The organism is Pandoraea anhela (assembly GCF_902459655.1).
GTDB classification, from domain to species: Bacteria; Pseudomonadota; Gammaproteobacteria; order Burkholderiales; family Burkholderiaceae; genus Pandoraea; species Pandoraea anhela.
Genome location: NZ_CABPSB010000012.1, coordinates 136062 through 149882, shown reverse-complemented (window position 1 = coordinate 149882; position 13821 = coordinate 136062). Strand labels below are relative to the sequence as shown.

The following is a 13821-nucleotide window of genomic DNA, read 5'->3' as shown; positions in this document are numbered from 1 at the left end:
TCTAATGACAGCTTGATTGCATCGTGCCGACATGGACGATGTCGCGCAACGCTACCCCGCCGTCATCGAACCGCCTATTAGGGCAGACGATGACCGTTGGGCGTCGGTGAAATGCGCCGTCCGCACTCACGCCGTTCCTATTGCCGCCAACAACTCTTATATAAGACATAAGACATTTGACCTTGCCAGCCATAGGGACTAGAATCACGGCAAAAGCCGTATTGGAACAAGCCTCGGAGGCCTCAAAACCTCCCCCGAAACGCAACATCAGCAGGTCTCCTCATGCTTGAAAACTATCGTGCTCACGTGGCCGCCCGCGCCGCGCTTGGTATTCCGCCCCTGCCGCTGACGGCACAGCAGACCGCCGAACTGGTCGAGTTGCTGACGAACCCGCCGGCCGGCGAAGCGCAGACCCTGCTCGATCTCATCACCCATCGTGTTCCCGCCGGGGTGGACGAAGCCGCCCGCGTGAAGGCCGGCTTCCTGGCGGCTGTCGCCAAGGGCGAAACGGCGTGCGCGCTGATCTCGCGCGCCCGTGCGACCGAACTGTTGGGCACGATGTTGGGCGGTTACAACATCGCTCCGCTCATCGAACTGCTGTCGGACGCCGAAGTCGGCGCCGTCGCCGCCGACGCGCTCAAGAAAACGCTGCTGATGTTCGACCAGTTCCACGACGTCAAGGAACTCGCCGACAAGGGCAACGCCAACGCAAAGGCCGTGCTGCAAAGCTGGGCTGACGCCGAATGGTTCACGAGCCGCCCGGAAGTGCCGGAAAGCCTGACCGTCACCGTGTTCAAGGTCACGGGCGAAACCAACACCGACGACCTGTCGCCGGCGCCGGACGCCACGACCCGCCCGGACATCCCGATGCACGCGCTGGCCATGCTCAAGAACGCGCGTCCCGGCATCACGCCGGAAGAAGACGGCAAGCGCGGCCCGATCAAGTTCATCGAATCGCTCAAGGAAAAGGGCCATCTGGTTGCCTACGTCGGCGACGTGGTCGGCACGGGCTCGTCGCGCAAGTCGGCGACCAACTCGGTGCTGTGGTTCACGGGCGAAGACATTCCGTTCATCCCGAACAAGCGCTTCGGCGGCGTGTGCCTGGGCAGCAAGATCGCCCCGATCTTCTACAACACGATGGAAGACGCCGGCGCGCTGCCGATCGAACTCGACGTGTCGCAAATGGAAATGGGTGACGTGGTCGAGCTGCGCCCGTACGAAGGCAAGGCACTGAAGAACGGCGCCGTGATCGCCGAATTCCAGGTCAAGTCCGACGTGCTGTTCGACGAAGTGCGTGCCGGCGGCCGTATTCCGCTGATCATCGGTCGCGGCCTGACGGCCAAGGCGCGCGAAGCGCTGGGCCTCGCCCCGTCGACGCTGTTCCGTCTGCCGACGCAACCGGCCGACAATGGCCGCGGTTTCTCGCTGGCGCAGAAGATGGTGGGGCGCGCCTGCGGTCTGCCGGAAGGTCAGGGCATCCGTCCGGGCACGTACTGCGAACCGAAGATGACCTCGGTCGGCTCGCAAGACACGACCGGCCCGATGACGCGCGACGAACTCAAGGATCTGGCCTGCCTCGGTTTCTCGGCCGACCTCGTGATGCAGTCGTTCTGCCACACGGCCGCGTATCCGAAGCCGGTAGACGTGAAGACGCACCAGACCCTGCCGAACTTCATCAGCAACCGTGGCGGTATCGCGCTGCGCCCGGGCGACGGTGTGATCCACTCGTGGCTGAACCGCATGCTGCTGCCCGACACCGTGGGCACCGGCGGCGACTCGCACACCCGCTTCCCGATCGGCATCAGCTTCCCGGCAGGCTCGGGTCTGGTCGCCTTCGCGGCGGCCACCGGCACGATGCCGCTGGACATGCCGGAATCGGTGCTGGTTCGCTTCAAGGGCAAGATGCAGCCGGGCGTTACGCTGCGTGACCTCGTCAATGCGATCCCGCTGTACGCCATCAAGCAAGGCATGCTGACGGTCGCCAAGCAGGGCAAGAAGAACATCTTCTCGGGCCGCATTCTCGAAATCGAAGGGTTGCCCGATCTGAAGGTCGAGCAAGCGTTCGAACTGTCGGACGCTTCCGCCGAGCGCTCGGCCGCCGGTTGCACGGTGCACCTGAACAAGGAACCGATCATCGAGTACCTGAACAGCAACGTCACGCTGCTCAAGTGGATGATCGCGCAGGGCTATCAGGATCCGCGCAGCCTGCAACGCCGTATCGCCGCGATGGAGCAGTGGCTGGCCGACCCGCAACTGCTGTCGCCGGATGCAGATGCCGAATACGCCGCCGTCATCGAAATCGATCTGGCCGATATCCATGAGCCGATCGTCGCCTGCCCGAACGATCCGGACGACGTGAAGACGCTGTCCGACGTTGCCGGCGCCACGATCGACGAAGTGTTCATCGGCTCGTGCATGACGAACATCGGTCACTTCCGCGCCGCGTCGAAGCTGCTCGAAGGCAAGCGCGACATTCCGGTCAAGCTGTGGGTCGCCCCGCCGACCAAGATGGACCAGAAGCAACTCACGGAAGAAGGCCACTACGGCGTGTTCGGCACGGCCGGTGCACGCACCGAAATGCCGGGCTGCTCGCTGTGCATGGGCAACCAGGCGCAAGTGCGCGAGGGCGCAACGGTCATGTCGACGTCGACCCGTAACTTCCCGAACCGTCTGGGCAAGAACACGAACGTGTACCTGGGCTCGGCGGAACTGGCGGCGATCTGCTCGCGTCTGGGCAAGATCCCGACCAAGGAAGAGTACATGGCCGACATGGGCGTGCTTACGAGCAACGGCGACAAGATCTACAAGTACATGAACTTCGACCAGATCGAAGACTTCAAGGAAGTCGCGGACACGGTGCAGCTCTGAGTGTGACGTCGGATGACGGCGTGATCTCGACGCCGTTATGATCTGATAAAAAAGCGCCGCTGGCCAATGGCCCGCGGCGCCTTTTTTTGAGCATTGCTCGACACTTCCGCGTCACGCCGTACCACTCGCACCTGAAAACAATGAGAACAATCACGTGTCTTGCATCGCTACTGCTGGCGGTAGGTTTCTCAGGGCCGGCTAACTCCCGTAACTATCCATGCTCCGGCAGCAAAGGCGGCATCGATCGTTGCCTCGGCGACCAATTTCTTTGCCGCGACGGTTCGATCAGCGCGTCGAAACGCATTTGCTCGATGCCCGGCCCTACGGCGCCGGCCATGACACCCCGGGCCCCTTCCCAGGCCTCCGCCAGCGAGTGCGATTGCCGATCGGGGCGGTATTGCACCGGTCCGCGAGGCGGCACGTTCTGCTATGCCGATAACGGCAAGAAGTCCTATTTCAGAAAGTAATCTGTCTGCCTTCGAACCGGGCACACTTATCGCTCGTCGCAAATCATCGGGTTGTCGGCAGCGATGCCGCTGCGTTGGAAAGCCACGCAGCACAAAACAATGCAGCGGTGATACGGGACAGAACCTTGATGGTTTTCATGATGTGAGCGAAATGACCGTTGTCGACGGGAGTCGCGGCAGATGGTATGCGGCGCTGCGACTCGCTCCATGAACCCATCGTGGAGTTTCGGCGGAGTTTGCGCGGCGTCGTCCGAATTCAGGGCAATGGCGAAGCCCTGTAAAATCAGCCACCGATGCCCACTTGAACCCCGATGTCGGCAGCGGAACGACACACATTGAAAAGCCATATGCAGACAGTCGCGATCCTAGACTTCGAAACCACCGGCCTTTCGCCCACGCAGGGCGACCGGGCAACGGAAATCGCCGTCATTCTCCTGCGCGACGGGCAGATCGTCGACCGTTATCAGAGCCTGATGAACGCCGGGCGTCGTATTCCGTCGGATGTCGCAGCGCTCACCGGGATCACGAACGACATGATTGCGTCGGCACCGCCTGTCGCTCAGGTCATGCGCGAGGCGGCTGCGTTCGTCGGCAACTGCCCGGTCGTCGCCCACAACGCGGGCTTCGACAAACGCTTCTGGCAAGCCGAACTCGCCATGCTGGGCACGCGCGCCGATCACGCTTTCGCATGCACGATGCTGACCGCCAGACGGCTCTATCCGCACGCGACGAATCACCGGCTCTCCAGCCTGGCGGAATTGCTCGCGCTTCCTAAGACCGGCCGGGCCCACCGGGCCATGGTCGATGCGGAAATGACGACGCATCTCTGGCGCCGCATGCACGAGGACATCTCGCGCACCTACGGTCTGAAACGTGTGGACCACGCACTGATCTCACGCGTCCAAACCACGAGCAAGGACAAGGTGTCCACCCTGCTCAGATCGCTCGCGCAGAACGCATGACACATTGTGGGGCGCGCGGCGGTCCGATGTCATCGCCCCATGATGGCTCCCCCGCTCCCTCGCTTCGCGGCATGCCCCATCCCATCCCGCTATAATCCCCGCAGTGCATCGCCCCGTGCGTGACACCCTCCGTCGGTACGTCCTTCCGCCCCCCTTCCATGCTCACTCGCCGCCTGAAACTCGAACCGGACTCGCCTGTGCCGCTTTACGCGCAAATCAAGGACATGCTGCGTAGCGGCATCCTGGACGGGCACTACGAGCCGCTGAGCCGCATGCCGTCGGAAAGCGAATTGCAGGCCATGTTCGACGTGAGCCGCATTACGATCCGTCAGGCGCTGGGCGACTTGCAGAAGGAGGGGCTGATCTTCAAGGTGCATGGCAAGGGATCGTTCGTCTCCCAGCCGAAGGCGTTCCAGAACGTGACGTCCCTTCAGGGCTTTGCGGAAGCCATGTCGCGGCAGGGGCACGAGATCGTCAATCGTGTCGTGCACTTCCGGTTCATCGCGGCGGCGGCCGACGTCGCGCACCGGCTTGGCATGAACGAAGGAGAGACGGTGACGGAAATCCATCGGGTACGCCTGCTCAATCGCGCGCCGGTGTCGTACGAGATCACCTATCTGCCCGAAGCACTCGGGCGTCAATTGCAGCGCGCCGATCTGGTCACGCGCGACATCTTCCTCATTCTCGAGAACGACTGTGCCGTGCCGCTGGGGTCCGCCGACCTGAGCATCGACGCCGTTCAGGCCGACGCCGCGCTCGCCAGCGCGCTCAGCACCCCCGAGGGCGCCCCGTTGCTGCGCATCGAGCGACTGACGCACGACAAGGAGGGGCGCCCCATCGATTTCGAGTTTCTGTACTTTCGGGGCGACACCTTCCAGTACCGGCTGCGCGTCGACCGGGAGCATCCGGCGACACCGAAGCCCTCGCCCAAACGTCGCTAGGCGCACACACGCGCTTCCCCCCCGATGACTTGCTCGCAACCCGCATGCGGCAAGGCTTATCACCGCGCGACGAAAGCTAAGCAATAACAATTCATTTCGCTTCGGAGACCACGCTCCTACAATCAGGTCCTTACTTGTTATAACAAGTTGCCGCACGGATCAAATGCATCGACGGCGATGGCCCAAGGACCATGCAGACCCACGAACTCGAATACGACATCGTCGTGATCGGCGGCGGCACCGCCGGCCCCATGGCGGCCGTCAAGGCCAGACAGCGCAACCCCAATCTCCGCGTGCTGCTGCTCGACAAGGCGCACGTCAAACGCAGTGGCGCCATCTCGATGGGCATGGACGGGCTGAACAATGCCGTCATTCCCGGGCACGCCACGCCCGAGCAATACACCAAGGAAATCACCGTCGCCAACGACGGCATCGTCAATCAGGCGACGGTACTCGCCTACGCGCGCCATAGCTTTACCACCATCGAAGAACTCGACCGCTGGGGCGTGAAGTTCGAGAAGGACGAGACAGGCGACTACGCCGTGCGCAAGGTGCATCACATGGGCGCGTATGTCCTGCCGATGCCCGAAGGGCACGACGTCAAGAAGATCCTCTATCGTCAGCTCAAGCGCGCGCGTGTGGCGATCACCAACCGCGTGGTGGCGACACGCCTGCTTACGGGCCCTTCCGGTGAAATCGCCGGCGTAATGGGCTTCGACTGCCGCACGGCCGACTTCTACGTCATTCGCGCCAAGGCGGTCATCCTGTGCTGCGGCGCCGCCGGCCGCCTCGGCCTGCCCGCCTCCGGCTATCTGATGGGCACGTACGAGAACCCTACGAATGCCGGAGACGGCTATGCCATGGCGTATCACGCCGGGGCCGAGTTATCGAATCTCGAGTGCTTCCAGATCAATCCGCTCATCAAGGACTACAACGGTCCGGCTTGCGCCTATGTAACCGGCCCGCTCGGGGGCTACACCGCCAACGGTAGCGGCGAGCGCTTCATCGAGTGCGATTACTGGAGCGGTCAGATGATGTGGGAGTTCTATCAGGAACTTCAGAGCGGCAATGGTCCCGTCTTCCTGAAGCTGGACCATCTCGCAGAAGAAACGATCCAGACCATCGAGACGATTCTGCACACGAACGAGCGGCCCAGCCGTGGCCGCTTCCATGCACGGCGCGGTAACGATTACCGCACCCGCATGATCGAGATGCACATCTCCGAGATCGGATTTTGCAGCGGACACAGCGCATCCGGCGTATGGGTCGACGAGCATGGCGCCACCTCGGTGCCCGGCCTCTATTGCGCCGGCGACATGGCTGCCGTGCCGCACAACTACATGCTCGGCGCCTTCACCTACGGCTGGTTCGCCGGCGAGCATGCGGCCGAGCGCGTATCGGGTACCGATTTCGCCACCATCGACGCCGCGCAGGTCGAAGCCGAACGCACGCGCGTCTTCGCGCCCTTGCATCGTGCCCACGGTCTGCCGCCGGCTCAGGTCGAATACAAACTGCGGCGCTTCGTCAACGATTACCTGCAACCGCCGAAAGTCACGCGTCGCATGGAGATCGGCCTGCAGCGCTTCGACGAGATTCGCGAGGACATCGATCAGCTGAGCGCGGCCAATCCGCATGAACTGATGCGCGCAGCGGAAGTCGCGGCCATTCGCGACTGTGCCGAAATGGCGGCGCGCGCCTCGCTTTTCCGTACCGAGAGCCGATGGGGTCTGTATCACCACCGGGTCGATTATCCGGCGCGCAACGATGCCGAGTGGTTCTGCCACGCGCATCTGAAGCAGACTGAGAACGGCACCATGACGTCGTTCAAGAAGCCCGTCGAGCCCTATCTCGTGGCGGTCGACGACACCGAGCGCGGCGCGTATTCGCGACTGCGCGTCGCCACGGCTTCGGCGCCCCGCCATCCGGCAGACAGCGCCACCGAACACGCCGCCGAAACCCTTACCGCATAGCCCGCTACCGTTCAGGAAACCCTTATGGCCCTCGTTCCCCGCGACGCGCAATCGCGCTCCAGCGTGCCCGTGACGATCGACGAAGACAAGTGCATTGCCGACAAGGGATGCACCGTGTGTATCGACGTCTGCCCGATGGATCTGCTCGCCATCGATCCCGAGACGGGCAAAGCCTTCATGAAGTTCGACGAATGCTGGTACTGCATGCCCTGCGAGAAGGACTGCCCGACCGGCGCCGTTCACGTCGCGATTCCTTATCTGCTTCGCTGACACCCCCTGACAAGACTGCCCCGCCTGTCTTAAGGCTGTCTGCGCCGCCGCCACGGCAACCGCCGCGCATAACAACTCGCTCAAGGACGACCGATGACCCGCCATCACCTCAGCACCCTCGCACTCGCAGCGCTCATGTCGCTCAGCCCGCTGTTCGCCGCCAGCGCGCATGCCGAAACCATTCGCGTGGCGATCGGCACGCAGGACACCACGATCAATACCGCCGCGGGCGGTGTGCTGATCCGCGAACTCAAGCTGATCGAAAAATATCTGCCGCACGACGGCAAGTACAAGGACGTGACCTACGACATCCAGTGGAAAAACTTCACCAGCGGTGCGCCGATTACCAACGAGATGGTCGCGGGCAAACTCGACTTCGGATCGATGGCAGACTTCCCGGGCGTGAACAACATCGTCGCCACGACGAAGGCCGGCAAGCCGAGCCTCTTCATCAATGTACTGTCCGGCAGCGTGCACGGCAGCGGCAACGGCATCGTCGTGCCCACCGACTCGCCGGTGCAGTCGCTCGACGACCTCAAGGGCAAGACGATCTCCGTTCCCTTCGCGTCCACCGCCCACGGCATGCTGCTGCGCGCCGTGGCCGCACAGGGTTGGGATCCGGACAAGGACGTTAACATCATCACGCAAGCGCCCGAGGTCGCCGGCCCCGCGCTTCAGGCCCGCAAGATCGACGCGCATGCCGACTTCGTGCCCTTCGCCGAGCTGTTCCCCTACCGGGGGTTCGCACGCAAGATCTATGACGGCTCGCAAGCCGACGCCCCGACCCTGCACGGCACGCTCGTCGGCAAGGCCTACGCCGAGCGCTATCCCGAAATCGTTGTCGCCTATCTGCGCGCAGTCATCGAAGCGAATCGTCTGATCGACGCCGAACCGGAGAAGTACAGCGAACTGATCGCCTCGGTCACTGGCGTTGAGCCCGAAGTCGATTACCTGTTTCATGGCCCGCTAGGGCTGCAAACCCGTGACCTCACGTGGAAACCGGAGTATCGCAAAGCCGTGCAGACGTCGTTCGACACGCTCAGGCTGATGGGTCGCGCCGAAGGCAACTTCGATGCCAACGCCGTGATCGACGACCGGTACTTGCGCGCCGCCTTCAAGGCGGACAAGCTCGACTACGACGCCGCGCTGCGCAATTACGCGCAATTGCCGCTCAAAGCGAACGACGCCACCACCGGCAAACCCATCAGCCGGTTCGAGCGCGTGGCGCAAATCTGGGTCCGCGGTGAAGCGAAGGTGCGCAGCTACGCATCGCCCGAAGACGCTTTCGATGCCCTTGCCAAGCTGCAACGCGAGAACAAGCCGGTGCGTGCGTTTTACGTGCAGGATCGCGACTCCGGCATCAAGCTGCTGGGCCATCAGGCATGGTTTGCACGCGACAAGCAAGGCCAGTTGAGCGCCTTCCTGCTCAAGCAGCAAGCGCAAACCTGGGCAGACAAACACGGCGCGCAGGTGCTCGACTTCGCCGGGGCGCGTCAGCCGGCGCCGCTCGCCGCGCGTTGAGAGGCGTCGCCATGGCATCGAAGCTCGCACCCGACGTCTCACCAGACATCGCACCCAGCGTCGCACCCAGCGTCGCACCCAATGTTGCACCCAGTGTCGCCCCCAATTTCACACGAATGCGCACAACGGCGAGGACCCGCAGACTTCCCCGCTCGCGGTCCCTCCAGGTGGTGCTGCAATGGGCCTCGCTCGCCGTGTGCGTGCTGGCGTGGCATTGGGTCACCACACATCGTGTCCATCTCGGCATCGTGAATTTCGAAAACGTGCCGTCGCCTGCCCAAACGCTGGATGCCGCGTGGGCGCTGCTGCAATCACCGAAGCTCGCGCACCACCTCGCGAGCAGCCTGCAACGGGTGGCGTGGGGCTATGTGATCGCGGCGATCATCGGCGTCGTCTGCGGCGTCGCCATCGGCCGCGCCTCGTGGGCGCGCATCGCGCTGCTGCCGCCACTGGAAGTCTTGCGTCCGATTCCGGCCGTCGCCTGGATTCCGCTCGCCATTCTGATGTTCCCGTCGTCCGAACTCTCGATGATCTTCATCACCTTCACCGGCGCGCTCTTTCCGATTCTGCTGGGCACGATTCACGGGACCGAATCGGTGGATGCCCGGCTGATCGCCTCGGCCCGGAGTCTGGGCGCCGGGCGCTGGGACGTGCTGCGCGAAGTCGTGCTGCCGGGCGCGGCGCCGGGCATCGTCACCGGGCTGGCCATCGGCATGGGCACCTCATGGTTTTGCCTCGTGACGGCCGAGATGATCTCCGGACAGTTCGGGATCGGCTATTACACGTGGGAGTCTTACACCGTGCAACGCTACCCCAACATCGTCGTCGGCATGCTCATCATCGGGCTGCTGGGCATGGGCAGCAGCGTCCTGATCCGGTTCGTCGGCCAGCGGCTCACGCCATGGCGCACGTCTGCGGGAGGCCGCTGATGCATCGAACGCGCCAGACGCGCCGCGGTGGCCACGTTGTCATCGAGAACCTGCGCATTACGCTGGGCGACGATGCTCGCCGTTTCGTCGCCGTGCAGGACGTGAGCGTCGACATCGCGCCCGGCGAATTCATCTGCCTGCTGGGTCCGTCCGGCTGCGGGAAATCGACGCTGCTCGGCGTGCTCGCCGGTCACATCGCGCCCAGCCACGGCCGCGCCACGCTCGACGGCGCGCGCATCGACGGGCCACGTCCCGAGCGGGGGATGGTCTTCCAGCATCACACCCTGTTTCCGTGGCGCAAGACGCTGGAGAACGTCGCTTTCGGGCTGAAGATGCAAGGCATGAACAAGTCGGCGCGTCACCGTCTGGCGACGGAATGGCTCGACCGTGTGGGGCTGCGCGATTTCGCCCAACGGTATCCCGCGCAACTCTCCGGCGGCATGCAGCAGCGCGCCGAGATTGCCCGGGCGATGATTACCGGGCCTCGCATTCTGCTGATGGACGAGCCCTTCGGCGCGCTCGACGCGCAAACCCGCGCCATGATGCAGGCGCTGTTGCTCGACGTGTGGACCGAACAGCGGCCCACGGTCGTGTTCGTGACGCACGACATCGACGAAGCGCTGTTCCTTGGCGACCGGGTGCTCGTCATGAGTCCCGGTCCCGGCTCGATCATCGAAGACCTGCGGGTGCCGTTCGCCCGTCCACGGCTGCGTGAGGCGGCGCAAGACCTCGTCACACAACCGGAATTCGTCGCGCTCAAACGCCATCTGCTCATGCGGTTGCGTCACCAGCAAAGCCCGCTGCCCGCGCCGCGCCTGAACCCGCTGGGCGATCTGCATTCCTCCACTGCTTCTCTCACCTCATGACGTCTTCCCTGTCCTCATCGCCCTCGCCGTCCGCCTACCTCGCGCGCGACGCCTTCGACGTCGACACGACCGACGCCGATAACGCCAGGCGGCTCGCGCGTCTGTCCGACGGCGACGCGACGCGCCGCCGTCTCGCAGTACTCGACATTGCCGAACTGGAGGACGACGCCTGGCTGCCGCTACTGATCGAGCGACTACGGACCGATGGCGACGCCGACGTGCGCAGAACGGCCGCCGAGCGTCTGTCCGGCTGGGAAACCGATGCGGTTGTCGAGTCGCTGTGCGACGCGCTGCACGATCCGGACGCCGCCACACGTGCGGCCGCAGCAAACAGCCTGTCGGCGCTCAAACAGGCCGATCCCGGCCGTGCGCTGGTGCGCCGCCTGCTCACCGAGCACGACACGTTCGCCCGCACCGCCTTGTTGCGTGCCCTACGCGAACTTCGGCTGCCGGAAAGCGCGGCTCTCGCGTTGAATGCGCTCGATGACCCCTCCCCGGCCGTCAGGCGTGAAGCGGTGGCGGTGCTGGGTTGGTTGCGACACGCAGCCGCGCTGCCTGCCCTCGCCGCGCTCGTGCGCGCCGATCCGTCGCCGGAAGTCCGCAAAGCCGCCGCCGGCGCGCTCGGGTTCGCAACCGACGACAGCATGCTGAGCACGCTCATCGCCGCGCTGACCGACTCGGCATGGCAAGTGCGCGAAGAAGCTGCCGCCACGGTGGGGAAGTTGCGTCTGACGGCCGCGCGCGACGCGCTGGCGCTCGCACTCGACGACGCCTACTGGCAAGTCACGCTGCAAGCCACGCGTGCGTTGGGCCGGTTGAAGCTGGCTGACAGTACGGCCGCCGTCAGCGCCTTGCTGACGTTCCCGATCAGCAACGTGCGCAAAGAGGCCGCGCTGGCGCTCGGCGAGATTGGCGACGTTACAGCGCTGGCCGTCCTCGACGCCGCGTTGGGCGACCCCGATCCCGAGGTCCGCAAAGCCGCGCGCATCGCCATCGCGCAGATCGGCGCCGCTCGATGACGGCACCCCGCGCGACGCGAGACCCGTGCCTTGTGAGAATGGATCGATTCCCCCGAGGGAACCGGAGACGGAGGACTCGCTGCGGGACTTTGCGCGGCGAGCCCTGCGTCGATTCGACGGCGCGTTAGCGCCCCTTCACCGCGTCCATGACGGGAGCGGCAGGCGAGATTTCCGGTAGCTGACGATTCCGCAACTCCGTGCGCGCGACACGGGGGCCGTACCAAATGGCGACCAGACTGATCAAGATCAACGCCGAGTAGAAAAGCTGGATCGGGAAGATGCTCGGCGAATAGGCGCTCACCAGCGCAACGGCTCCCAGAGGCACGATGCCCGACACCAGCGCGCCCGAGAGCTGATACCCGAACGAGATGCCGGTAAAGCGCAACTCGACCGGGTACAACGTCGTAAAGAACCCGGAAAGCGTGGCGTAGTAGAGACCGTGTCCGACGTACGAGAGAATCACGCCCGCGAATACACTGACCGCGCTGCCGTCCTTGATCAGGGCGATGAGCGGCACCGGCACGCAAACGAGATACATCACCGTGAAGATAATCTGCGCGCGTTGCACGGAAATCCTGTCGGCAATCATCGCGGCGATAGGCGTGACGAAAATCTGCACGAACGCGCCCGCGAGCAACGCGCTCAGGAACAGGCTCTTATCGATGCCCAACGTGCCGGTGGCCCAGTTCAGCGCGAAGATGTTGCGGAAGTAGACGCCCGACACAGCGAACGACCCGACGAACACACAAAGGCTCGTGAGCGGAAACTGGCGAAGCACGTTGGTGAGCGGCGCGCTCGCCTCCTTCATCTTTTTCTGGCGATCCCGCGCGGCGATGAACTCCGGATTCTCTTCGAGCGTCATTCGGATCAACAACCCGACGATGAGCAGCACGCCGCTGAGCAGGAACGGAATCCGCCATCCGCCGTTGAGGAGAAAGTTGTCGCTCATCGCCATGAACGTCAGCGTAGCGAGACACGAGCCGGCGGGCGAACCCATCTGTGCCATCGACGCGGCAAGCGCCTTGCGGTGCGGCGGCGCCGCTTCCGAGGCGACGAGCACGGCACCGCCCCATTCGCCACCGACGGACAAGCCTTGCGCCAGACGGAGCAGCACCAGCAAGACCGGCGCCCAGATGCCGATCGACTGATACGTCGGCAGCAAGCCGATGCACATCGTCGATCCGCCCATCAACAATAGCGTGATGAGCAGCGAGGACTTGCGGCTGATCTTGTCGCCGATATAACCGAAGACGATCGCCCCGAGGGGACGCAACAGAAAACCGAACGCGAACGTGCCGAGAGCGAGCAACGTTTGTGCGAGATGATCGTCCGACGGGAAAAACAGTTTGCCGATGACAAGCGCGGCAGCGGTACCGTAAACGTAAAAGTCGTACCACTCGATGGTCGTGCCGATGAAGGCGCCGAGGGCGGCGCGGCGCGCCTGACGGGATTTGTCCTGCGAATGGTTCGTCTCCGACATCCTTGTCTCCGGGGGTGATGTTTTCGGAACTTGTTATCCCCCTCTTCTCCGACTGCGAAGTGTTATTGGTCAAAGCCTGAATCTTTGACGTTCGTTTGCGAGCCGCAAAGAGGGTCGCGTATTATTCGAACACCCGGCCCCGGCGGTAAAGCGACATTAAATTATCGGTTAATGCGTTTTTGTCAGCATGTTCCCTTTTTCCCTTTGTTTCCCTTGTTTCCCTAATTCCTCTGATTCGCCTGACTCGCCTGACTCGCCGGCAATTCCGCCGCTCAAAAACAAAACGCCCCGAAACACGGGGCTGCATGCACCGTTTCGGGGCAGACGCACAAGATAGCGCGATCAGATCGATGCGATCGGCAGGAAGTGATTCACGATACCCAGCACCACCAACAAGGCGATCCCGAGCGCGAGACTGCCTGCGATCAGTTTTTTCTCGATAGGCAGCAGCGGTTCTTCCGGGACTTCCACAATGGCTTTCGACAGGTCGTTGAGATCGGACATACGATTAGGATTCCTTAAATAATT

Annotated in this window: 12 protein-coding genes; 10 read left to right on the top strand and 2 right to left on the bottom strand. The window is 63.5% G+C overall.

Translation table 11 applies throughout. From position 1 onward, the window contains the following. Positions 1–282 precede the first annotated feature (282 nt). From acnB to PAN31108_RS16800, 10 genes are all read left to right on the top strand, one after another. Entirely contained in the window at positions 283–2868 is a 2586-nt protein-coding gene (acnB, locus tag PAN31108_RS16845) for a bifunctional aconitate hydratase 2/2-methylisocitrate dehydratase (RefSeq protein WP_150669967.1), read from the top strand. Between the two features lie 140 nt (positions 2869–3008). Continuing rightward, positions 3009–3335, top strand: coding sequence for a YdcA family protein (locus PAN31108_RS27315; protein ID WP_150670011.1), 327 nt, complete (start codon positions 3009–3011; stop codon positions 3333–3335). Between the two features lie 347 nt (positions 3336–3682). Continuing rightward, a complete protein-coding gene (locus PAN31108_RS16835) occupies positions 3683–4297 on the top strand; it encodes a 3'-5' exonuclease (RefSeq protein ID WP_150669966.1) in 615 nt (204 codons plus the stop codon). A 158-nt stretch (positions 4298–4455) separates the two neighbouring features. After that, a complete protein-coding gene (locus tag PAN31108_RS16830; RefSeq protein ID WP_150669965.1) occupies positions 4456–5238 on the top strand; it encodes a GntR family transcriptional regulator in 783 nt (260 codons plus the stop codon). Between the two features lie 191 nt (positions 5239–5429). Further along, positions 5430–7208 (top strand): fumarate reductase/succinate dehydrogenase flavoprotein subunit, encoded by a 1779-nt coding sequence (locus PAN31108_RS16825; protein WP_150669964.1) that lies wholly within the window; start codon positions 5430–5432, stop codon positions 7206–7208. A gap of 24 nt (positions 7209–7232) precedes the next feature. Then, a complete protein-coding gene (locus tag PAN31108_RS16820) occupies positions 7233–7478 on the top strand; it encodes a 4Fe-4S dicluster domain-containing protein (RefSeq protein WP_150669963.1) in 246 nt (81 codons plus the stop codon). A 93-nt stretch (positions 7479–7571) separates the two neighbouring features. Beyond that, positions 7572–8999, top strand: coding sequence for an ABC transporter substrate-binding protein (locus PAN31108_RS16815; RefSeq protein ID WP_150669962.1), 1428 nt, complete (start codon positions 7572–7574; stop codon positions 8997–8999). A 116-nt stretch (positions 9000–9115) separates the two neighbouring features. Next, a complete protein-coding gene (locus PAN31108_RS16810; RefSeq protein ID WP_150669961.1) occupies positions 9116–9928 on the top strand; it encodes an ABC transporter permease in 813 nt (270 codons plus the stop codon). Further along, positions 9928–10794, top strand: coding sequence for an ABC transporter ATP-binding protein (locus PAN31108_RS16805; RefSeq protein ID WP_150669960.1), 867 nt, complete (start codon positions 9928–9930; stop codon positions 10792–10794). Before PAN31108_RS16810 ends, PAN31108_RS16805 begins: the two co-directional genes overlap by 1 nt. Next, the gene (locus PAN31108_RS16800; protein WP_150669959.1) at positions 10791–11813 is read left to right on the top strand and encodes a HEAT repeat domain-containing protein; all 1023 of its coding nucleotides are present in this window, start codon (positions 10791–10793) and stop codon (positions 11811–11813) included. Before PAN31108_RS16805 ends, PAN31108_RS16800 begins: the two co-directional genes overlap by 4 nt. Before the next feature lie 124 nt (positions 11814–11937). On the opposite strand, the gene PAN31108_RS16795 is transcribed toward PAN31108_RS16800, so the two are convergent. Together PAN31108_RS16795 and PAN31108_RS26420 are read right to left on the bottom strand one after the other, a co-directional pair. Then, positions 11938–13293 (bottom strand): MFS transporter, encoded by a 1356-nt coding sequence (locus PAN31108_RS16795; RefSeq protein ID WP_150669958.1) that lies wholly within the window; start codon positions 13291–13293, stop codon positions 11938–11940. 342 nt (positions 13294–13635) lie between these two features. After that, on the bottom strand, positions 13636–13797 hold the full coding sequence (locus tag PAN31108_RS26420) for a hypothetical protein (RefSeq protein ID WP_174995027.1): 162 nt from the start codon (positions 13795–13797) through the stop codon (positions 13636–13638). Positions 13798–13821: the final 24 nt, after the last annotated feature.

What these genes read in the sequence shown, in the direction of transcription:
- acnB (WP_150669967.1), top strand. Translation starts at nt 283, where the DNA reads ATGCTTGAAAACTATCGTGCTCACGTGGCCGCCCGCGCCGCGCTTGGT.
- PAN31108_RS27315 (WP_150670011.1), top strand. Translation starts at nt 3,009, where the DNA reads ATGAGAACAATCACGTGTCTTGCATCGCTACTGCTGGCGGTAGGTTTC.
- PAN31108_RS16835 (WP_150669966.1), top strand. Translation starts at nt 3,683, where the DNA reads ATGCAGACAGTCGCGATCCTAGACTTCGAAACCACCGGCCTTTCGCCC.
- PAN31108_RS16830 (WP_150669965.1), top strand. Translation starts at nt 4,456, where the DNA reads ATGCTCACTCGCCGCCTGAAACTCGAACCGGACTCGCCTGTGCCGCTT.
- PAN31108_RS16825 (WP_150669964.1), top strand. Translation starts at nt 5,430, where the DNA reads ATGCAGACCCACGAACTCGAATACGACATCGTCGTGATCGGCGGCGGC.
- PAN31108_RS16820 (WP_150669963.1), top strand. Translation starts at nt 7,233, where the DNA reads ATGGCCCTCGTTCCCCGCGACGCGCAATCGCGCTCCAGCGTGCCCGTG.
- PAN31108_RS16815 (WP_150669962.1), top strand. Translation starts at nt 7,572, where the DNA reads ATGACCCGCCATCACCTCAGCACCCTCGCACTCGCAGCGCTCATGTCG.
- PAN31108_RS16810 (WP_150669961.1), top strand. Translation starts at nt 9,116, where the DNA reads ATGCGCACAACGGCGAGGACCCGCAGACTTCCCCGCTCGCGGTCCCTC.
- PAN31108_RS16805 (WP_150669960.1), top strand. Translation starts at nt 9,928, where the DNA reads ATGCATCGAACGCGCCAGACGCGCCGCGGTGGCCACGTTGTCATCGAG.
- PAN31108_RS16800 (WP_150669959.1), top strand. Translation starts at nt 10,791, where the DNA reads ATGACGTCTTCCCTGTCCTCATCGCCCTCGCCGTCCGCCTACCTCGCG.
- PAN31108_RS16795 (WP_150669958.1), bottom strand. Translation starts at nt 13,293, where the DNA reads ATGTCGGAGACGAACCATTCGCAGGACAAATCCCGTCAGGCGCGCCGC.
- PAN31108_RS26420 (WP_174995027.1), bottom strand. Translation starts at nt 13,797, where the DNA reads ATGTCCGATCTCAACGACCTGTCGAAAGCCATTGTGGAAGTCCCGGAA.